This window comes from Methyloversatilis sp. XJ19-49 (assembly GCF_024580145.1).
GTDB lineage: Bacteria > Pseudomonadota > Gammaproteobacteria > Burkholderiales > Rhodocyclaceae > Methyloversatilis.
In genome coordinates this window covers 192,299-212,062 of the sequence record NZ_JANINI010000008.1, presented here as the reverse complement: position 1 = coordinate 212,062, position 19,764 = coordinate 192,299, and the positions used below count along the sequence as shown (strand labels likewise).

At 63.1% G+C, this 19,764-nt stretch carries 21 protein-coding genes; 3 read left to right on the top strand and 18 right to left on the bottom strand.

Annotation, left to right across the window (positions count from 1 at the left end):
• Together guaA and guaB are read right to left on the bottom strand one after the other, a co-directional pair.
• Positions 1 to 764 (bottom strand): glutamine-hydrolyzing GMP synthase (guaA, locus tag NMQ16_RS11605; RefSeq protein ID WP_257080819.1); only part of this gene is annotated, 764 nt, incomplete at its 3' end.
• 123 nt (positions 765 to 887) lie between these two features.
• On the bottom strand, positions 888 to 2,348 hold the full coding sequence (gene guaB / locus NMQ16_RS11600) for an IMP dehydrogenase (RefSeq protein WP_257080818.1): 1,461 nt from the start codon (positions 2,346 to 2,348) through the stop codon (positions 888 to 890).
• Between guaB and NMQ16_RS11595 the strand changes: the two genes are divergently transcribed.
• Positions 2,347 to 2,904, top strand: a complete 558-nt coding sequence (locus NMQ16_RS11595) for a DUF4124 domain-containing protein (protein ID WP_257080817.1) — start codon at positions 2,347 to 2,349, stop codon at positions 2,902 to 2,904. The two genes, guaB and NMQ16_RS11595, sit on opposite strands and share 2 nt — an antisense overlap.
• A gap of 22 nt (positions 2,905 to 2,926) precedes the next feature.
• On the opposite strand, the gene NMQ16_RS11590 is transcribed toward NMQ16_RS11595, so the two are convergent.
• Positions 2,927 to 3,262, bottom strand: a complete 336-nt coding sequence (locus NMQ16_RS11590; protein WP_257080816.1) for an RnfH family protein — start codon at positions 3,260 to 3,262, stop codon at positions 2,927 to 2,929.
• 1 nt (position 3,263) lies between these two features.
• The gene (locus NMQ16_RS11585) at positions 3,264 to 3,704 is read right to left on the bottom strand and encodes a type II toxin-antitoxin system RatA family toxin (RefSeq protein WP_257080815.1); all 441 of its coding nucleotides are present in this window, start codon (positions 3,702 to 3,704) and stop codon (positions 3,264 to 3,266) included.
• A 102-nt stretch (positions 3,705 to 3,806) separates the two neighbouring features.
• Here NMQ16_RS11585 and smpB point away from each other — a divergent pair, with 102 nt between their 5' ends.
• Both smpB and folK read left to right on the top strand, forming a co-directional pair.
• Positions 3,807 to 4,253, top strand: coding sequence for an SsrA-binding protein SmpB (gene smpB, locus NMQ16_RS11580; protein WP_069040003.1), 447 nt, complete (start codon positions 3,807 to 3,809; stop codon positions 4,251 to 4,253).
• 163 nt (positions 4,254 to 4,416) lie between these two features.
• The gene (gene folK, locus NMQ16_RS11575; RefSeq protein ID WP_257080814.1) at positions 4,417 to 4,956 is read left to right on the top strand and encodes a 2-amino-4-hydroxy-6-hydroxymethyldihydropteridine diphosphokinase; all 540 of its coding nucleotides are present in this window, start codon (positions 4,417 to 4,419) and stop codon (positions 4,954 to 4,956) included.
• Between the two features lie 13 nt (positions 4,957 to 4,969).
• Here the strand turns inward: folK and NMQ16_RS11570 are convergent, their stop codons facing one another.
• The 14 genes from NMQ16_RS11570 to NMQ16_RS11505 form a co-directional block, all read right to left on the bottom strand.
• On the bottom strand, positions 4,970 to 5,518 hold the full coding sequence (locus NMQ16_RS11570) for an NUDIX domain-containing protein (protein ID WP_257080813.1): 549 nt from the start codon (positions 5,516 to 5,518) through the stop codon (positions 4,970 to 4,972).
• Positions 5,518 to 6,999 carry an NADH-quinone oxidoreductase subunit NuoN gene (nuoN, locus tag NMQ16_RS11565; protein WP_257080812.1) on the bottom strand — a complete coding sequence of 494 codons (1,482 nt, stop codon included), beginning with the start codon at positions 6,997 to 6,999 and terminating at the stop codon, positions 5,518 to 5,520. Before nuoN ends, NMQ16_RS11570 begins: the two co-directional genes overlap by 1 nt.
• A gap of 12 nt (positions 7,000 to 7,011) precedes the next feature.
• Positions 7,012 to 8,490 (bottom strand): NADH-quinone oxidoreductase subunit M, encoded by a 1,479-nt coding sequence (locus NMQ16_RS11560; protein WP_257080811.1) that lies wholly within the window; start codon positions 8,488 to 8,490, stop codon positions 7,012 to 7,014.
• 103 nt (positions 8,491 to 8,593) lie between these two features.
• The gene (gene nuoL, locus NMQ16_RS11555) at positions 8,594 to 10,681 is read right to left on the bottom strand and encodes an NADH-quinone oxidoreductase subunit L (RefSeq protein ID WP_257080810.1); all 2,088 of its coding nucleotides are present in this window, start codon (positions 10,679 to 10,681) and stop codon (positions 8,594 to 8,596) included.
• A gap of 5 nt (positions 10,682 to 10,686) precedes the next feature.
• A complete protein-coding gene (gene nuoK, locus NMQ16_RS11550; protein WP_069039998.1) occupies positions 10,687 to 11,007 on the bottom strand; it encodes an NADH-quinone oxidoreductase subunit NuoK in 321 nt (106 codons plus the stop codon).
• A gap of 17 nt (positions 11,008 to 11,024) precedes the next feature.
• Entirely contained in the window at positions 11,025 to 11,627 is a 603-nt protein-coding gene (locus tag NMQ16_RS11545; RefSeq protein ID WP_257080809.1) for an NADH-quinone oxidoreductase subunit J, read from the bottom strand.
• Between the two features lie 67 nt (positions 11,628 to 11,694).
• Positions 11,695 to 12,183 carry an NADH-quinone oxidoreductase subunit NuoI gene (gene nuoI / locus NMQ16_RS11540; protein ID WP_371132733.1) on the bottom strand — a complete coding sequence of 163 codons (489 nt, stop codon included), beginning with the start codon at positions 12,181 to 12,183 and terminating at the stop codon, positions 11,695 to 11,697.
• 10 nt (positions 12,184 to 12,193) lie between these two features.
• Positions 12,194 to 13,261, bottom strand: coding sequence for an NADH-quinone oxidoreductase subunit NuoH (gene nuoH / locus NMQ16_RS11535; RefSeq protein WP_257080808.1), 1,068 nt, complete (start codon positions 13,259 to 13,261; stop codon positions 12,194 to 12,196).
• Positions 13,261 to 15,588: an NADH-quinone oxidoreductase subunit NuoG gene (gene nuoG, locus NMQ16_RS11530; RefSeq protein ID WP_257080807.1), complete on the bottom strand. Its 2,328-nt coding sequence runs from the start codon at positions 15,586 to 15,588 to the stop codon at positions 13,261 to 13,263. Before nuoG ends, nuoH begins: the two co-directional genes overlap by 1 nt.
• A complete protein-coding gene (nuoF, locus tag NMQ16_RS11525) occupies positions 15,582 to 16,916 on the bottom strand; it encodes an NADH-quinone oxidoreductase subunit NuoF (protein WP_257080806.1) in 1,335 nt (444 codons plus the stop codon). Before nuoF ends, nuoG begins: the two co-directional genes overlap by 7 nt.
• Positions 16,913 to 17,395 carry an NADH-quinone oxidoreductase subunit NuoE gene (nuoE, locus tag NMQ16_RS11520; RefSeq protein ID WP_257080826.1) on the bottom strand — a complete coding sequence of 161 codons (483 nt, stop codon included), beginning with the start codon at positions 17,393 to 17,395 and terminating at the stop codon, positions 16,913 to 16,915. Before nuoE ends, nuoF begins: the two co-directional genes overlap by 4 nt.
• Before the next feature lie 33 nt (positions 17,396 to 17,428).
• Positions 17,429 to 18,682, bottom strand: coding sequence for an NADH-quinone oxidoreductase subunit D (locus NMQ16_RS11515; RefSeq protein ID WP_257080805.1), 1,254 nt, complete (start codon positions 18,680 to 18,682; stop codon positions 17,429 to 17,431).
• Positions 18,675 to 19,277 (bottom strand): NADH-quinone oxidoreductase subunit C, encoded by a 603-nt coding sequence (locus NMQ16_RS11510; protein ID WP_257080804.1) that lies wholly within the window; start codon positions 19,275 to 19,277, stop codon positions 18,675 to 18,677. The genes NMQ16_RS11515 and NMQ16_RS11510 overlap by 8 nt, the downstream gene beginning before the upstream one ends.
• Positions 19,278 to 19,282: 5 nt before the next feature.
• The gene (locus tag NMQ16_RS11505) at positions 19,283 to 19,759 is read right to left on the bottom strand and encodes an NADH-quinone oxidoreductase subunit B family protein (protein ID WP_018411439.1); all 477 of its coding nucleotides are present in this window, start codon (positions 19,757 to 19,759) and stop codon (positions 19,283 to 19,285) included.
• Positions 19,760 to 19,764: the final 5 nt, after the last annotated feature.

Here is a 19,764-nt window from a genome sequence, read left to right as displayed (position 1 = left end):
ACGAACACGCAGGTGAGCTGGTCGCCGATGGCGCGGTGGATCAGCGCCGCCGCGACCGATGAATCGACGCCGCCGGACAGGCCGAGGATGACCTCCTCGTCGCCGACCTGTTCACGGATGCGCGCCACCGCCTCTTCGATGTAGTCGCCCATGATCCAATCGGCGGCGCAGCCGCAGACGTCGATCACGAACTTGCGCAGGATGTCGGCGCCGCGCGCGGTGTGCGTCACTTCGGGGTGGAACTGCACGCCATAGAAGCGGCGCGCCTCGTCGGCCATGCCGGCGATCGGGCAGCTGTCGGTCGACGCCATCAGCTTGAAGCCGGGCGGCAGTTCGGTCACCTTGTCACCGTGGCTCATCCACACCTTGAGCATGCCGTGGCCCTGCTCGGTGCGGAAATCCTCGATGCCGTCGAGCAGCTTCGTGTGGCCGCGCGCGCGCACTTCGGCGTAGCCGAATTCGCGCACCGTGCCCGCCTCGACGCGCCCGCCCAGCTGCTGCGCCATGGTCTGCATGCCGTAGCAGATGCCGAGCACCGGCACACCCAGTTCGAACACCGCCTGCGGCGCACGGTCGGTTTCTTCCTCATAGGCCGACATGTGGCTGCCGGACAGGATGACGCCCTGCGCACCGAAGCCGCGCACGAAGTCGTCGCTCACATCGGCCGGGTGGATTTCGCAATACACGTGCGCCTCGCGCACACGGCGCGCGATCAGCTGGGTGACCTGGGAGCCGAAATCGAGGATGAGGATCTTGTGGTGCATGGCAGGTGCAAGGCTCAAGGTACAAGGTTCAAGAAAAAACACGGCGGGTCGAATGACCCGCCGGAGGATTGGGATCAGGTCGTTGCGGCGCCTACTTGCACCTTGCAACTTGAATCTTGCACCTCATTCAACGTGATAGTTCGGCGCTTCCTTGGTGATCTGCACGTCGTGCACATGCGACTCGCGGATGCCGGCCGAGGTGATTTCGACGAACTGCGCGGTGCTGCGCATCTGGTCCACCGTCGAGCAGCCGCAATAGCCCATCGATGCGCGCAGGCCGCCCATCAACTGGGTGATCACATTGACCACCGGGCCCTTGTACGGCACGCGGCCTTCGACGCCTTCGGGCACCAGTTTGTCGGCATTCGACGCCGGATCCTGGAAGTAGCGGTCGGCCGCACCCTGCTGCATCGCGCCCAGAGAACCCATGCCGCGGTAGGACTTGTACGAACGGCCCTGGAACAGTTCGATCTCGCCCGGCGCCTCTTCGGTGCCGGCCAGCAGGCCGCCCAGCATGACGGCGTTGGCACCGGCGGCAACCGCCTTGGCGATGTCGCCGGAGAAGCGGATGCCGCCATCGGCGATCATCGGCACGTCGGTCGAGGCCAGCGCGGTGGCCACGTTGTCGATCGCGGTGATCTGCGGCACGCCGACACCGGCCACGATGCGCGTGGTGCAGATCGAACCGGGGCCGATGCCGACCTTGACGCCGTCGGCGCCCGCATCGACCAGTGCGCGGGCCGCATCGGCCGTGGCAATGTTGCCGCCGATCACATCCAGATGCGGAAAGGTGCGCTTGACCCAGCGCACACGGTCGATCACGCCCTGCGAGTGACCGTGCGCGGTATCGACGACGATCACATCGACGCCGGCTTCGGCCAGCGCCTCAGCGCGTTCTTCGGTGCCTTCGCCGACGCCGATGGCCGCGCCGACGCGCAGCCGGCCATGCGGATCTTTCGCGGCCAGTGGGTGTTCGGTCGACTTCAGCATGTCCTTGACCGTGATCAGGCCGCGCAGCGTGTCGTTTTCGCCGAGCACCAGCACACGTTCGAGGCGGTTGCGGTGCATCAGCGTGCGCGCTTCGTCGAGCGAAGCGCCTTCGTGCACGAAAATGAGCCGCTCGCGCGGCGTCATGATGCGCGCCACCGGCTGGTCGAGATTGGTTTCGAAACGCAGGTCGCGGTTGGTCACGATGCCGACCACGCGCGGGCCGTCGAGCACCGGAAAACCGGAAATGCGGTGACTGCGTGTCAACCCGAGCAGCTCGCGAACCGTCATGTCGGGAGAGATGGTGATCGGATCCTTCAGCACACCGGCTTCGAACCGTTTCACCTTCGACACTTCAGCGGCCTGCATTTTTGCCGTCATGTTCTTGTGAATGATGCCGAGACCGCCTTCCTGGGCCAGAGCAATCGCAAGACGCGCTTCGCTGACGGTGTCCATCGCAGCGGACAGCAGGGGGAGATTGACGTGGATATTGCGGGAAATACGGGTACTGAGGCTTACATCGCGTGGCAGAACACTCGAATGTGCCGGTACGAGCAGCACATCATCGAAGGTCAGCGCCTTCTGGATAACACGCATGACTACTTTCCAATCTGTCAAAAACGTATTATACGCCGCTCGACGCGGCTGGCTGCAGCAGGCGCGGAGGCGATCGCTGCAGTACCCTCAAGCATTTCGGGCAGGAGTTTCTGACGTGTATCTTCGACTGGCGTTCATCGCCCTGGCGTGTCTGCCGCTGCTCGCGACCGCGCAGGTTTATCAGTACAAGGACGCAAACGGCAATCCGGTGTTTTCGGACAGCCCGCCGCCCGGTGCAAAAGCCATCCGCAAGGACGTGAAGGTCGCGCCGCCCGCGGCTGACACCTCCAACAGCAATCTGCAGGAGAAGCTGCAGAGCTTTCAGCAGCGGCGTGAGGCGGCAGCCGCCGAAGAAGCCAAGGCAGCAAAGGAAAGGGCTGAGAAGGAAAAGGCCGACGCCAACTGCACGCGGGCGCGCAACAAGCTTGCGGCATTGCAGTCCGGTCAGCGGATCGTGCGCTACAACGCTCAGGGCGAACGCGAGTTCATCGACGACGCGACGCGGGCGACGGAAACCGCCGACGCGCAGCAGTCGGTGTCGGAGTGGTGCAAGTAGCGGCAAAGGTCGTCCGACGCGCTCAGGCTGCCGTTTCAGCCTCTCCGCCCCGCTCGCCACCGCCCTTCTTCAGCACCTTGCCCTCGGCTGCACGCTGACGGCGCACTTCCTTGGGATCGGCGATCAGCGCGCGGTAGATTTCCACCCGGTCACGGTCGCGCAGCAACTGATCCGGCTTGACCAGCTTCGCGAACACCCCGAGCTTGTTGCGCGCGAGATCGATGTCCGGATACTTCTGCAGCAGACCGGACGCTTCGACCGCCTGCACGGCCGTGGCCCCTTCGGGCAATTCGATGGTCACGAGGTCCTGCCGCTCGGGCAAGGCGTAAATGACCTGGACACGGATGCTTGCACTCACGTCAGGCCTCCTTGCCGTAGATGCGATCCGCCTGCTTCACGAAAGCCTCGACGAAGGTGTTCGCTATGTGGCTGAACACCGGGCCGACCACCTTTTCGATCAGGCGGCTGGAAAACTCGTATCGGAGGTTGAATTCGATCTTGCACGCCACATCGCCCAGTTGTGTGAAGGCCCAGGTGCCGTCGAGCGACTTGAAGGGCCCTTCGACGAGACGTATGGTCATGCTGTGCGGGAAGGATTTGGCATTGGCGGTCGCGAAATGCGCCTTCACCCCATGGTAGTTGATGTCGATCCGCGCGCGCGTCAGCGTGTCGGTGCGCTCTATGACTTCACTGCCGCCGCACCAGGGCAGGAACTCGGGGTAATGCTCTACGCCGTCGACCAGCCTGAACATCTGTTCCGCGCTGCGCTCGATGAGCACGGTTTTTCGGACTTCGGCCATGTCTTCAGAAGGTAAAATCGCAATTCTAGCTGTGCAGCGTCCTCCCGCGCAGCCTCTCGTTCAAGCCACTGCAGCAGATTCCCCGGTCACCGGTTACACCACATGAGCATCGCCGAAAACAAGAAAGCGTTTCACGACTACTTCATCGAAGAACGCTTCGAGGCCGGGCTGGTGCTGGAAGGCTGGGAGGTCAAGGCCATCCGCGCCGGCCGCACGCAGCTGAAGGAGGCCTATGTCGTGCTGAAGGGCGAAGAGGTGTTCGTGATCGGCATGCATGTGTCGCCGCTGCTGTCCGCCTCGACCCACATCCATCCGGACGCGACGCGCAGCCGCAAGCTGTTGCTGCACGCCGAACAGATCAGCAAGCTGATCGGCCTGGTCGAGCGCGCCGGCTACACGCTGGTGCCGTTGAACCTGCACTACACCCGCGGCCGCATCAAGCTGGAAATCGGACTGGCCAAGGGCAAGAAGCAGTTCGACAAGCGCGAGACCGAGAAGGAACGCGACTGGGAGCGCGAAAAGGCGCGCCTGATGCGCTCGCGTGTATGACACCACGGCGGCGGTGCGCCTGTTCGGTGGCAGGCTGATCCGCATGCCGGCTACAGCGCCCCGGCGCCGGAGCAGACCGATGTCGCAGCGGGCAGTCCGGCCGGGCCCCAGCGCGCAGCAGTGCTAAAGTCCGCCGATCCGTTGAACCTGAAAAGTACACGCCATGAGCCGCGACAGCATTGCCCACATCGGTCTGGGCAGCAATCTCGCCGATCCGGAAACGCAGGTGCTGGCCGCCTTCGATGAAATCGCCGCCACGCCCGGCATCACGCTGGAGCGCCGCTCGTCGCTGTACCGCACGGCGCCGATCGGCTACGACAACCAGCCCGACTTCATCAACGCCATTGCGCGCGTGCGCACCACACTTGAACCGCAGGCGTTGCTGGACGCGCTGCTCGCCATCGAACGTACGCACGGTCGCGTGCGTGAATTCCTGAACGCGCCGCGCACCCTTGATCTGGACGTGCTGCTGTACGACGACCGGCAGATCAGCACCGACACGCTGAACGTGCCGCATCCGCGCGCGCATCTGCGTGCCTTCGTACTGCTGCCGCTGCTGGAAGTGTCACCCGACCTGGAGATTCCGGGGCTGGGTGCGGCAAGCGCCTTTCTGGCGCATTGTCAGGACCAGCCGATTTCGCGCATTGCCGATGCGATGATGGTGCGGCTTGCTGTCGGCAGCGTTGTGCCGACGCCTGCGTAGTCTCGAACCCGGGCTAGAAGCCCTGACGGAACACCCGCTGCGCCCAGATCAGGGCCGACAGCGTCTTGGCATCCGTCAACTCGCCGCGCCAGACGGCGGACATCGCGGCGTCGAGAGACAGTGGAAGTACCTCGAGGAACTCGCCTGCGTCGAGATTGGCGCCGACTTGGCGCAAACCACGCGCGAGGAAGATTTCTATCCTTTCATCCGAGTAGCCGATGCACGGATGCATCGTGCCCAGATGCATCCAGACGTCGGCTTCGTAACCGGTTTCCTCGCGCAGTTCGCGCACGGCCGTCTTTTCAGGCGGCTCGCCCGGATCGATCTTGCCGGCGGGAAATTCGATGAAGGTGCGCCGCGGGCCGTAGCGGAACTGGCGTTCGAACAGCATGTTGCCGTCCGGCAGCACCGCGATGATCACCACGGCCCCGGGATGGCGGATGTACTCGCGCACCGCCTGCGTGCCATCCGGCAGCGCCACCTGATCCTGATAGACCTTCAGCAGCACGCCGTCGTAAACCTGACGGCTGTCCACCGTGGTTTCGATCAGGGGATCCTTCATTACTTCAGCGTCTGCCCCAGGGCGGAGGCACATAGCGACAGCAAGGACTGCGGCATCAGCCCGATCAGTGCGATCGCGAGTGCATTGACCGACAGCAGCGCGCGCATTTCGGTTGATGCCACGATGGGGGCTTCATCCTGCGGCGCATCGAAGTACATCAGCTTGACGACGCGCAGGTAGAAATAGGCGCCGATCAGCGACATCATCACCGCGAACACCGCGACGTACAGATAACCCGCTGCGACGACCGCCTGCAGCACGGCCAGCTTGGCGAAGAAGCCGATGAAGAACGGGATGCCGGCCATCGAGAACATGACCATCATCATCACTGCGGCGAACCACGGGCTGCGCTTGTTCAGTCCCTTCAGGTCGTCCAGTTCCTCGGCTTCGACCCCGGCACGGGTCAGCAGCAGCAGCACGCCGAAGGCGGCGGCGCTCATCAGCACATAGGCGATGGTGTAGAACATCGCGCTGCCGAAGGCGTACGAAAGGTGGATGTCGCCGGACGCGCGCAGCTCGATGACACCGCTGACCAGACCGAGCAGCATGAAGCCCATGTGCGAAATGGTCGAATAGGCCAGCATGCGCTTCAGATTGGTCTGTGCGATGGCGACGATGTTGCCGAGCGCGATCGACAGCACCGCCAGCAGCATCAGCATCTGCTGCCATTCATCGGCCAGCGTGGGCAGACCGTCGACCAGCAGGCGGATCGCCATCGCGAATCCGGCCAGCTTGGGCGCCGAACCGATCAGCAGCGTGATCGGCGTCGGCGCGCCGTGATAGACGTCGGGAATCCACATGTGGAACGGCACGGCGCCGATCTTGAACGCCAGACCGGCGACCAGGAACACTAGGCCGAAGCGCAGCACTTCCATATTGGTGGTGGGGTCGGACAACTTGCGTGCGATGGCCGAAATTTCGAGCGTTCCGGTCGCGCCATACACCATCGACATGCCGTACAGCAGCAGGCCCGAAGCCAGCGCGCCGAGCACGAAATACTTCATCGCCGCTTCGGTCGAGCGTGCGGAGTCGCGGTCGAGCGCCACCAGCGCATACAGCGCGAGCGACAGCAGTTCGAGGCCGAGATAGAGCGTCAGGAAGTGATTGGCGGAAATCATCACCTGCATGCCCAGCGTGGCGAACAGCACGAGCAGGTAGTACTCGCCGCGTTCCATACCGCGCACTTCGAGGTAGCCACGGCTGTAGATGACGACTGCGAACACCGTCAGATACAGGCAGCTCTTCAGAACATCGGACAGTCGATCGTCGACGAACATGCCGCTGAAGGTCAGCGTCGTGTCCGCGCCGGCCGTCGCCACCTGGATGACGAAGGCGCCGACCAGCGTGCTCAGCGTGAGGATGTAGGGCAGCCAGTTCTGGCGCTCGGACTTGAACAGGTCGGCGAGCAACACGACGCAGGCCATCACCAGCACGAAGATTTCGGCCGATGCGGGATAGAGGTCAGGCAGTGGGAAGTTCATTCTGTGTGTCCGTCAGAGCTTGCCAACGGCAACGTGTCCCAGCAGCTGGTTCACGGTCGCGTGCATGATTTCAGTCACCGGTTGCGGCCAGATGCCCATGGCCAGGGTGCATGCGGCAAGAACGCCGAGGATCAGCATTTCGCGGGCGTTGATGTCTTTCAGTTCGGCAACATGGCTGTTGGCGACCGCGCCGAAGATGACGCGCTTGTACATCCACAGCGTGTAGGCCGCTCCGAGGATCAGCGTGGTCGCAGCGGCGAAGCCGGTCCAGAAGTTGAACTGCAGTGCGCCGAGCACGACCATGAATTCGCCGACGAAACCGGACGTCGCCGGCAGCCCGACGTTGGCCATCGCGAACAGCAGGAAGAAGGCCGCAAACTTGGGCATGGTGTTCACGACGCCGCCGTAGTCACCGATGTTGCGCGTGTGCATGCGGTCGTACAGCACGCCGATGCACAGGAACATCGCAGCCGACACGAAGCCGTGCGAAATCATCTGCACCAGCGCGCCTTCGACACCGAGCGGATTGAAGATGAAAAAGCCGAGGGTGACGAAACCCATGTGCGAAATCGATGAATACGCGACGAGCTTCTTCATGTCGGTCTGCGCCAGCGCGACCAGGCCGATGTAGATCACCGCGATCAGTGACAGGCCGATGACGATCGGTGCGAAATGGGTCGCGGCATCCGGCACGATGGGCAGGGAGAAGCGCAGGAATCCGTAGGCGCCGAGCTTCAGGCCGATCGCCGCAAGCACCGCCGAACCGCCGGTCGGCGCTTCGACGTGGGCGTCCGGCAGCCAGGTATGCACCGGCCACATCGGCACCTTCACCGCAAAGCTCGCGAAGAAGGCCCAGAAGATCAGCGACTGCGCGGCCATCGCCAGCGGCTCGCGGTGCCAGTCAAGGATGGCGAAGCTGCCGCTCTTGTGGAACAGGTACAGCAGCGCGATCAGCATCAGCAGCGAGCCGAGCAGCGTGTAGAGGAAGAACTTGAACGCGGCGTAAACACGGTTCTTGCCGCCCCAGATGCCGATCACCAGATAGAGCGGGATCAGCGACGATTCGAAGAAGACGTAGAACAGGATGCCGTCGAGCGACGAGAAGATGCCGTTCAGCAGACCCGACATGATCAGGAAGGCCGCGTTGTACTGCGACACCTTGGTTTCGATCACCTGCCAGCCCGCCATGATCACCAGCAGCGTGATGAAGCTGTTCAGAATGACGAAGGGCATCGAAATGCCGTCGACGCCGAGGTGGTAGTTGATGTTGTAGTCGCGCACCCACGGCATCAACTCGACGAACTGCATCGACGCGCTCGATGGATCGAAACCGGTGTAGAGCGGAATCGTGATCAGGAAGCCGAAGATCGCGGTCACGAGTGCGATCAGCTTCGAGAACGCGACGTTGCGGCCATCGCCGCTGGCCAGCACCAGCAGGCCGCCGGCAATCGGCAACCAGATGGCGAGACTGAGAAGGGGAATATCGGTCATTTCTTTATTTGTCTGGCTTGCTCAGCGACCGGTCTGGCCCGCTGTGCGGAAGCACTCCCTTGAATCACACGCTGCAGGCGGCAGCTGCGCCGCCCGCACCCCATCACTTGAAGCCCAGCCTCCACAACAGCAACAGGCAGACGCCGATCACCATTGCAAAAGCGTAGCGGTAGATGTAACCGGTCTGGATGCCGCGCGCCATGCGCGCGAAGGCGCCGACGGCCGAAGCGGAACCATTGACCAGCACGCCGTCGATCACTGCGCGATCACCGGCCGCCCACAGGCCGCGACCGAGCGCACGCGCGCCACCGGCAAACACCACCTCGTTGAACTTGTCGAAGTAGTACTTGTTTTCGAGCAGCGTGTTGATCGGGCGGAAGAGCGGCGCGACGCGGCCCGGCAGCGACGGCATCGCGATATACATGACCCAGGCCAGCACCACGCCACCCAACGCCAGCCAGAACGGCAGCGCAGTCACGCCATGCAGTGCCATGCCGGTTGCCGTGGTGAAGTGGTGGCCGAGTTCGGCCAGCGTGTCGTGCTGCGGCAGCACTTCGACGACTCCGGAGAACCAGTCGCCGAACAGCATGGGCTGCACCGTCCAGAAACCGATGCCGACCGACGGAATCGCCAGCAGCACCAGCGGCAGCCAGACCACCCAGGGGGACTCGTGCGGCTTTTCGCCCGGTGCCAGTCCGTGGTGTTCGTCGGCGTGGTCGTCGTCGTGCACCGCGTGATCGTCACCGTGAGCCGCATGGGCGTGATCATCGTGTGCGGCGTGAGTCGCCTTCGCGTCGTGTGCGGGCGCATCGTGATGGTCGTGATGCGCCTTGCCGAAGTTCTCCGGGCCGTGGAACACGCGGAAGTACATCCGGAACGAATAGAAGGCGGTAACGAATACACCGGCAACGACGCAGAAGTAGGCGTAGCCCGCGCCGGGGATGGTCGAGAAATGCACCGCCTCGATGATCGAATCCTTCGAGTAGAAGCCGGACAGGAAGGGCACGCCGATCAGCGCGAGCGAACCGAGCAGCGACGTGAACCAGGTGATCGGCATGTATTTCCACAGGCCGCCCATGTTGCGCATGTCCTGATCGTGGTGCATGCCCATGATGACCGAGCCGGCGCCGAGGAACAGCAGCGCCTTGAAGAAGGCGTGCGTCATCAGGTGAAACACCGCCGCCGAGTAGGCCGAGACGCCGAGCGCAACCGTCATGTAGCCGAGCTGCGACAGGGTCGAGTAGGCGACAACGCGCTTGATGTCGTTCTGGATGATGCCGAGGAAGCCCATGAACAGCGCCGTCGTCGCGCCGATCACCAGCACGAAGGACAGTGCAGTCTCGGACAGCTCGAACAGCGGCGACATGCGGGTCACCATGAATATGCCTGCCGTCACCATCGTCGCGGCGTGGATCAGCGCGGAAATCGGCGTCGGGCCTTCCATCGAATCCGGCAGCCAGACGTGCAGAGGAACCTGGGCCGACTTGCCCATCGCGCCGATGAACAGGCAGATGCAGACGGCGGTCAGCAGCGGCCAGTCGGTGCCGGCCACCGTCATGGCGACCAGCTCCTCGCGCTTGGCGAACACTTCGGCGTAATTGAGCGTGCCGGCATACGCGGCGATCAGGCCGATGCCCAGCAGGAAGCCGAAGTCACCGACGCGATTCACCAGGAAGGCCTTCAGGTTGGCGTAGATCGCGGTCGGGCGCTTGAACCAGAAACCGATCAGCAGATAGGACACCAGACCGACCGCTTCCCAGCCGAAGAACAGCTGCACGAAGTTGTTGCTCATGACGAGCATCAGCATCGAGAAGGTGAACAGCGAAATGTAGGAGAAGAAACGGTTGTAGCCGGGGTCTTCCGCCATGTAGCCGATGGTGTAGAGGTGCACCATCAGCGACACGAAATTGACGACCAGCATCATCATCACGGTGAGCTTGTCGATCTGGAAACCGATTTCCATCGTCAGACTGCCGCTGGTCGCCCAGGTGTAGAGCGCACCGTTGAAACTGTTGCCGGCCTGCACGTCCTGGAAGATGACCCACGACGCCACCAGCGACACGGCGACGCCGAGGATGGTGACGCTGTGCGCCACCCAGCGCGGTATGACACGGCAGAACAGGCCGGCGATGATCGCGCCGATCAGCGGTGCCAGCGGGACGAGCAGATAGAGCTTTTGCATCGAGGTCATGTCGCTCAACCTTTCAGGCTGTCGAGATCATCGACGTGGATGGTGTTCAGATTGCGGAACAGCACCACGAGGATGGCCAGCCCGATCGCGGATTCCGCGGCGGCTACGGTGAGGATGAAGAAAACGAAGATCTGGCCGGACGGATCGCCCAGGTAATGCGAGAAGGCGACGAAATTCATGTTCACCGCCAGCAGCATCAGTTCGATCGCCATCAGCAGCACGATGAGGTTCTTCCGGTTCAGGAAGATGCCGACGACGCTGATCGCGAACAGCAGCGCGCCCAGCACGAGGAAGTGGGACAGCGATAGGGAGAGCAGTGATGTCATGTCGTGCGCTTCTTTTCTCAGTCTTTTTCGGCCGGCATCGACACCAGACGTATGCGGTCTTCGCGACGCACCGCGATCTGCTTCGCCGGGTCCTGGAACTTGGTGTCCTTGCGCTTGCGCATCGTCAGCGCGATGGCGGCGATGATGGCCACCAGCAGGATGACTGCCGCCAGCTCGAACGGATACACGTACTCGGTGTAGATCAGGCGGCCCAGTTCCTTGGTGTTGCTGTAGTCGGCTCCCGGCGCTTCCGGCGCCGGCGCACCGGCCGCCGAGAAGTAGCGCGCACCGAGCACGGCCACCATTTCGGCAAGCATCAGGCCGGCCACTATCAGACCGGGCACCAGATTCGCCCAGAAGCCTTCACGCAGCCGCTCGATGTTGATGTCCAGCATCATCACGACGAACAGGAACAGCACCATCACCGCACCGACATAGACCAGCACCAGCGCGATGGCGAGAAACTCGGCGCGCAGCAGCATCCACACGCCGCCCGCCGTGAAGAAGGCCAGCACGAGATAGAGCGCCGCGTGCACCGGGTTGCGCGCGGTGATCACGCGCAGCGACGCCAGCACAAGAATCGTGGCGAGAAAGTAGAAGACTGCGGTATGGAAATCCATCATCTATATGTGTCGTTCTTGTCCGTTCCCTGAAGCACCGCCCGCGCACCGCGCGGACCGGCACCCGTCAGCGGTATTTCGAGTCCGCTTCCCTGTCGCTGGCGATCTGACCTTCGTAACGGTCACCGACCGCGAGCAGCATCTGCTTGGTGTAGTACAGGTCGCCACGCTTCTCGCCGTGATACTCGAGCACACGCGTTTCGACGATGGCGTCCACCGGACAGGCTTCTTCGCAGAAACCGCAGAAGATGCACTTGGTCAGATCGATGTCGTAACGCGTGGTACGACGCGTACCGTCGTCGCGCTGGTCGGATTCGATCGTGATCGCCATCGCCGGGCACACCGCTTCGCACAGCTTGCACGCGATGCAGCGCTCTTCACCGTTCGGGTAGCGGCGCAGCGCGTGCAGGCCGCGGAAACGCGGCGACTGCGGCGTCTTCTCTTCCGGAAACTGGATGGTGATCTTGCGAGCGAACAGATGACGGCCGGTCAGTGCCATGCCCTTCAGCAGTTCGGTCAGCATCAGACCGCCAAACATGTCTTTCATCGATCCCATGACGCGTCCTTCACTTCCAGATCGACAGCGGGGACATCATCCAGCCGCCGATGAACACGAGCCACACGATGGTGACGGGAATGAACACCTTCCAGCCCAGACGCATGATCTGGTCGTAGCGATAGCGCGGAAACGTCGCACGCAGCCACAGGAAGAAGAACAGGCAGAAAGAGGTCTTGGCGGCGAGCCAGAGTATGCCGTCGGGCAGGAAGCCCACCGGCGACAGCCAGCCGCCGAGGAACATGATCGACGTGAGGCAGGCAATCAGGATCATGTTCGCGTACTCGGCAAGGAAGAACAGCGCGAACGCCATGCCCGAGTACTCGATCATGTGACCGGCGACGATTTCCGACTCGCCTTCTACGACGTCGAAGGGCGAGCGATTCGTTTCCGCCACGCCGGCGATGAAATACACGACGAACATCGGCAGCAGCGGCAGCCAGTTCCAGGACAGCACGCCGACACCCATGTCGGCGAACATGCCTTCGCCCTGCCCGCGCACGATGTCCGACAGATTCAGACTCTGCGACACCATCAGCACGGTGACCAGTGCAAAGCCCATCGCAATTTCATAGCTGACGATCTGCGCGGCGGAACGCAGGCTGCCGAGGAAGGCGTACTTCGAATTCGACGCCCAGCCGGCGATGATCACGCCGTACACCCCCATCGACGTGATGGCCATGATGTACAGCAGACCGGCGTTGATGTCGGCCAGCACCATGCCGTCGCTGAACGGGATCACCGCCCACGCGGCCAGCGATGGCGCAAGGGCGAGCACCGGCGCCAGCACGAACAGCATCTTGCTCGATGCCGACGGCAGCACGATTTCCTTGAACAGCAGCTTCAGGCCGTCGGCGATCGGCTGCGCCAGACCGCCGAGAAACTTGATGCCGAAGAAGGTGACGCGGTTCGGGCCATTGCGCACCTGCATCCAGCCGATGATCTTTCGCTCGGCCAGCGTCAGGTAGGCCACGCAGCCGAGCAGCGGCAGGATGATCGCGAAGATCTTGACCACGGTCCATACCGGCAGCCAGGCGGCGCCGAGCAGGTCCTGCACGGGTTGCAGCAGCGCATCCATTACACCGCCTCCGCTGTCAGGGTGCCCGTCAGGCTGCCCAGTGTTGCCGTCTGCGGCCAGCCGGCCGCCACACGGACACAATCGGCCGGCACCGTGTCATCGAGTGCCAGATCCAGTTCGCAGGACGACGCCGCTCCGTGCAGGCGCACCCGCTTGCCGGCCGCCAGACCGAACTGCGCAGCCGTCGCGCTGTGCATGCGGGCAACCGGCACCGCCGAGTCGCGCGCGGCAGCCAGCGCGGGCGCACGACGCACCGTGGCGTCATTGCGGTAGATCGGGAAGTCCGCAACGCGCTGCAGCCCGGTCGCCGCCGGGGCGCCGGTCAGACTGACGCCGGTCGCCACATTGCCCAATGCCGCATCGGGCAGCCAGCAGCTTGCACCGGACAGCGCCTTGTCACGCACGGCTTCCGACGTGTCGAAATCGAAGCCCGGCAATTCAAGCAGGCTGCCCAGCACACGCAGCACCTTCCACGCCGGCCGCGTGTCACCCCTCGGGCGCACGACGGCATGGAAGCTCTGAATGCGGCCTTCGCAACTCACATAGGTGCCGGACGTTTCGGTAAAGGGCGAAATCGGCAGCAGGCAGTCGGCGTAATCCAGACCCGTCCTGAACGGCGACATCACGATGACCGTATCGGCTGCCTTCAGCGCTGCAAGTGCGGCGGGCGGATTCGCGGAATCCACCTCCGGTTCGGTATTGAGCAGCACCACGGCGTGCAGACCGGCCGCGAGCATGTCGCGCGCATTCAGGCCCGATTGCGCGCCCACCACCTGCGCCCCCACGCTGTTGGCCGCTTCGACCAGATAGCCGAACCGTGCGCCGGTGATGTCGGCCAGTGTCTGCGCCAGTGCATGCAGTGCGGCGGCGTTGGTCGCCTGTTGCACGACCGAGCCGAGGAAAATCGCACGACCGCCCTCGCCTTCATCGATGAGGCTCTGCGCAATGCGCAGCCCGGCATCCGTCACCGGACTGGCGTCGACGCCTGCCGGCACGGCGACGCTGCGGATCTGCGCTGCAGCGCGCACCAGCGAGGCCAGTTCGGCCGCCATCGCAGCCGGGGCAACGGTGATGCGTTCGTGCAATGTCATCAGCCAGTCGCTGCCGTCGACACCCAGCGCGCTGACCTTGGTGCCGTGGCGCGCGGCCTGACGCAGGCGCTGGGCGATCAGCGGGTGATCCTTGCGCAGGAAGCTGCCGACCACCAGGGCCGCGCCGAGCTTCGACACGTCGGCGATCTTCATGCCCAGCCACGGTGCGCCGGACAGCTTGCCGTCGAGCGAAAAATCACTCTGACGCAGGCGGTGATCGATATTGCCACCCAGCCCGCGTGCCAGCTGGCCGGCGAGATACAGTTCTTCGGTGGTTGAATACGGCGCGGCCAGCACGCCGATCTTGCCGGCGCCGTGGTCGCGTGCTACGCGACGCAGCCCGTTGGCGACATATTCAAGCGCGGTCTGCCAGTCGACTTCAAGCCACTGACCGTCCTGCTTGATCATCGGCTTGGTCAGGCGCTGATCGCTGTTCAGCGCTTCATACGAGAAGCGGTCGCGATCGGAAATCCAGCACTCGTTGACCTCTTCGTTTTCCAGCGGCAGCACGCGCATGACCTGGTCATGCTTGACCTGCACCACCAGATTGGTGCCGAGGCTGTCATGCGGACTCACGGTCTTGCGACGGGACAGTTCCCAGGTGCGGGCCGAGTAGCGGAACGGCTTGGAAGTCAGCGCACCGACCGGGCACAGGTCGATCATGTTGCCGGACAGTTCGGAATCGACGGTGTGGCCGACGAAGGCCATGATTTCCGAATGCTCGCCGCGGTTCGCCATGCCCAGTTCCATGACGCCGGCGATTTCCTGACCGAAACGGACGCAGCGCGTGCAGTGGATGCAGCGCGTCATGTCGGTCGAAATGAGCGGTCCGAGATTCTTGTTGAACACGACGCGCTTTTCTTCCTGATAGCGCGACGCCGAGGCACCGTAGCCGACCGCCAGATCCTGCAGCTGACACTCGCCGCCCTGATCGCAGATCGGGCAATCGAGCGGATGGTTGATCAGCAGGAATTCCATCACGCCCTTCTGCGCCGTGATGGCCTGATCCGAATGCGTCTGAACCTTCATGCCATTGGTGACCGGCGTGGCACACGCCGGCAACGGCTTGGGCGCGCGCTCGACCTGCACCAGACACATGCGGCAATTGGCCGCGATGGACAGTTTCTTGTGATAGCAGAAGTGCGGAATGTGCACGCCCAGACGGTTGGCGGCGTCCATCACCGTGCTGCCGTCCGGCACTTCCAGCTTCTGGCCGTCGATTTCGATCTCTAGCATGCTGCGTGGTCCACGTAGATACGGCTGCCTTCGCGCTGCACGTCGACCGGGACGAGGCAGCGCTTGTGTTCGATGTGATATTCGAACTCGGAGCGGAAATGCTTGATGAAGCTCTTGACCGGCAGCGCCGCCGCGTCGCCCAGCGCGCAGATGGTGCGGCCGGCGATATTGGTGGCGACGTTGTCGAGTACATCGAGGTCGTCCGGACGGCCCTGACCGTGCTCGATGCGATGCACCATGCGGTACAGCCAGCCGGTGCCTTCGCGACACGGCGTGCATTGGCCGCACGATTCCTCGTGATAGAAATAGGACAGGCGCTCGAGCGACTTCACCATGCAGGCGCTTTCGTCGATCACGATGACCGCGCCTGAACCCAGCATCGAGCCGGCCTTGGCGATGGCGTCGTAATCCATCGTGCAGTCCATCATGACGTCGGCCGGCAGCACCGGTGCCGACGAGCCGCCCGGAATGACCGCCTTGAGCTTGCGCCCACCGCGCATGCCGCCGCACATGTCGAGCAATGTGGCGAACGGCGTGCCGAGCGGAATTTCATACACGCCCGGACGATTGACGTGACCGGACACCGAGAAGATCTTGGTGCCGCCGTTGTTCGGCTTGCCCAGCGCGAGGAACTGTTCGCCGCCGTTGGCGATGATCCACGGGATGGCCGCGAAGGTTTCGGTGTTGTTGATCGTCGTCGGCTTGCCGTACAGGCCGTGACTGGCCGGGAACGGCGGCTTGAAGCGCGGCTGGCCCTTCTTGCCTTCGATCGATTCGAGCAACGCGGTTTCTTCGCCGCAGATGTAGGCACCCCAGCCATGGTGGGCGAACAGCTCGAAATCGAAGCCCTTGCCCATGATGTTCCTGCCGAGGAAACCTGCGGCGCGCGCTTCGGCGAGCGCCTCTTCGAAGCGGGTGTACAAGGTCCACACTTCGCCGTGGATGTAGTTGTAGCCGCGGCTGCAACCCATCGCGAAACCGGCGATGATCATGCCTTCGATGACCATGTGCGGGTTGTAGCGCAGCAGGTCGCGGTCCTTGAACGTGCCCGGTTCGCCTTCGTCGGAATTGCACACGACGTATTTGTCCATCGGGAACTGGCGCGGCATGAAGCTCCACTTCAGCCCGGTCGGAAAACCTGCACCGCCGCGGCCGCGCAGGTCCGATTTCTTGACCTCGGCAATGACCTGTTCCTGCGTCATGCCGGTTTCGAGAATCTTGCGCAGGGCGGCGTAACCGCCACGCTTCACGTAGTCGGCCAGACCCCAGGTCCGGTCGCCATCCAGTCCTGCAAGCAGGATCACGGGCAGTTCGGTCGCGGCATTCATTTGAGTTCGTCCAGCAGGGCGTCGATGCGTTCGCGGGTCATCCAGCTGCACAGACGCGTGTTGTTGACGATGATGGCCGGGGCGTCACCGCAGACGCCCATGCATTCGCCTTCCTTCAGCGTGAACCGGCCGTCCGGCGTGGTTTCGTTGAAGCCGATGCCGAGCTTTTCCTGCACGTACTCGGCCGCCTGCTCGCCGCCCGACAGCGCACAGGGCAGATTGGTGCAGACGGTGACCTTCCAGCGGCCGACCGGCTTAACGTCGTACATGTTGTAGAAGGTCGCCACCTCCATCGCCGCCATCGGCGGAATGCGTAGGTGCTGCGCCACCGCTTCGATCGCGTCCGGCGACAGCCAGCCATTCTGTTCCTGCGCAATGCGCAGGCCGGCCATGACGGCCGAAATGGCCTGGCCTTCGGGATACTTCGCGACTTCGCGGTCGATCGCCGCGCACGACGCTTCAGTCAGCGTGAAAGTCATTCTGTCCATGCTCATCGATCACTCATCGATCTCTTACCGGTCAATCTCGCCGAACACGATGTCCATCGTGCCGATGATGGCGACCACGTCGGAAATCATGTGGCCGCGCGACATTTCATCCATCGCGGCCAGATGCGCAAAACCGGGGGCGCGAATCTTCAGCCGGTAGGGCTTGTTCGCGCCGTCGGACACCGCATAGATGCCGAACTCGCCCTTCGGGTGTTCCACCGCCGCATAGCACTCGCCTTCCGGCACATGGATGCCTTCGGTGAACAGCTTGAAGTGGTGGATCAGCTCTTCCATGTTGCCCTTCATCGCTTCGCGCGACGGCGGCGCCACCTTGTGGTTGTCGGTGATGACCGGGCCGGGATTGACGCGCAGCCAGTCGATGCACTGACGGATGATGCGGTTGGACTGGCGCATTTCCTCGATGCGCACCAGATAGCGGTCGTAGCTGTCGCCATTGGTGCCGATCGGGATATCGAAATCCATGCGGTCATACACTTCATACGGCTGCTTCTTGCGCAGATCCCAGGCGATGCCCGAACCACGCAGCATCGGGCCGGTGAAGCCGAGCGCCTTGGCGCGTTCAGGCGTCACGATGCCGATGTCGACCAGGCGCTGCTTCCAGATGCGGTTGTCGGTGAGCAGCGTTTCGTACTCATCGACGTAGCGCGGGAAACGGTCGGTGAAATCCTGCAGGAAGTCGAGCATCGAACCGCTGCGGTTCTCGTTCAGCCGCTTGATGGCATCGGCATTCTTGAACTTGTTCAGCTCGTACTGCGGCATCGAATCGGGCAGATCGCGATAGACGCCACCCGGACGGTAATACGCCGCATGCAGACGCGCCCCGGACACGGCCTCGTAGGCGTCCATAAGGTCTTCGCGTTCGCGGAAGGCGTAAAGGAACACCGTCATCGCGCCGACGTCGAGCGCATGCGCGCCCAGCCAAAGCAGGTGGTTCAGGATGCGCGTGATTTCGTCGAACATGACGCGGATGTACTGCGCACGTTCCGGCACCTCGAGTTGCAGCAGCTTCTCGATCGCCATGCAGTAGGCGTGCTCGTTGCACATCATCGACACGTAGTCGAGCCGGTCCATGTACGGCACGCTCTGGATCCAGGTGCGTGTCTCGGCCAGCTTTTCGGTGCCGCGATGCAACAGGCCGATGTGCGGATCGGCGCGCTGGACGACTTCGCCGTCAAGTTCGAGCACCAGACGCAGCACACCGTGGGCCGCCGGATGCTGGGGCCCGAAGTTCATCGTGTAGTTGCGGATTTCAGCCATGACCGACGTCCCCGTAATTCTCTTCGCGCACGACGCGCGGCGTGACTTCGCGCGGTGCGATGCTGACCGGCTGATAGATGACGCGCTTCTGATCCGGGTCGTAGCGCATTTCGACATGACCGGAAATCGGGAAATCCTTGCGGAACGGATGGCCGACGAATCCGTAGTCGGTCAGCAGGCGGCGCAGGTCGCCGTGGCCGGTGAACATGATGCCGAACAGGTCGAACGCCTCACGCTCGAACCAGTTGGCGGCGGGCCAGACGTCGTTCACCGACGCGATGACCGGGAAATCGTCGTCCTGGATCAGCACGCGCAGACGAAGACGCAGGTTGGACGCAACCGACATCAGGTGGCACACCACAGCGTAGCGCGCGCCGGACGAGCGTGTCGCATGCGTCGAATAGTCGATACCGCACAGGTCGATCAGTTGTTCGAACGGCACGTCCGCGTGGTCGCGCAGCGCGAGCGCAATGTCGTGGTAGTCGGCGGAACCGACTTCGAGTGTCAGTTCGCCGAGCGCGGACGTCGTTGTCCGGAGGCGTTCGCCGAACTGCGCGAGCAATGACTCGCGCAGGGATTCAAGCCGTGAGCTCATGATGTTCAACGCGCGATCGTGCTGGTGCGACGAATCTTGTTCTGCAGTTGCACCAGACCGTAAATCAACGCCTCGGCTGTCGGAGGACAGCCCGGCACATAGACATCCACCGGCACGATGCGATCACAGCCGCGCACCACGGAATAGGAATAATGGTAGTAACCGCCGCCGTTGGCGCATGACCCCATCGACAGCACCCAGCGTGGCTCGGGCATCTGGTCATAAACACGGCGCAGCGCCGGTGCCATCTTGTTGCACAGCGTGCCGGCGACGATCATCAGATCAGACTGGCGCGGGCTGGGACGGAACACGATGCCGAAGCGATCAAGGTCATAGCGCGACGCACCGGCCTGCATCATCTCGACGGCACAACAGGCCAGGCCGAATGTCATCGGCCACAGCGATCCTGTACGCGTCCAGTTGATCAGCTTGTCCAGTTGCGTCGTGACGAAGCCTTCCTGCAGTACACCTTCAATGCTCATCGCTC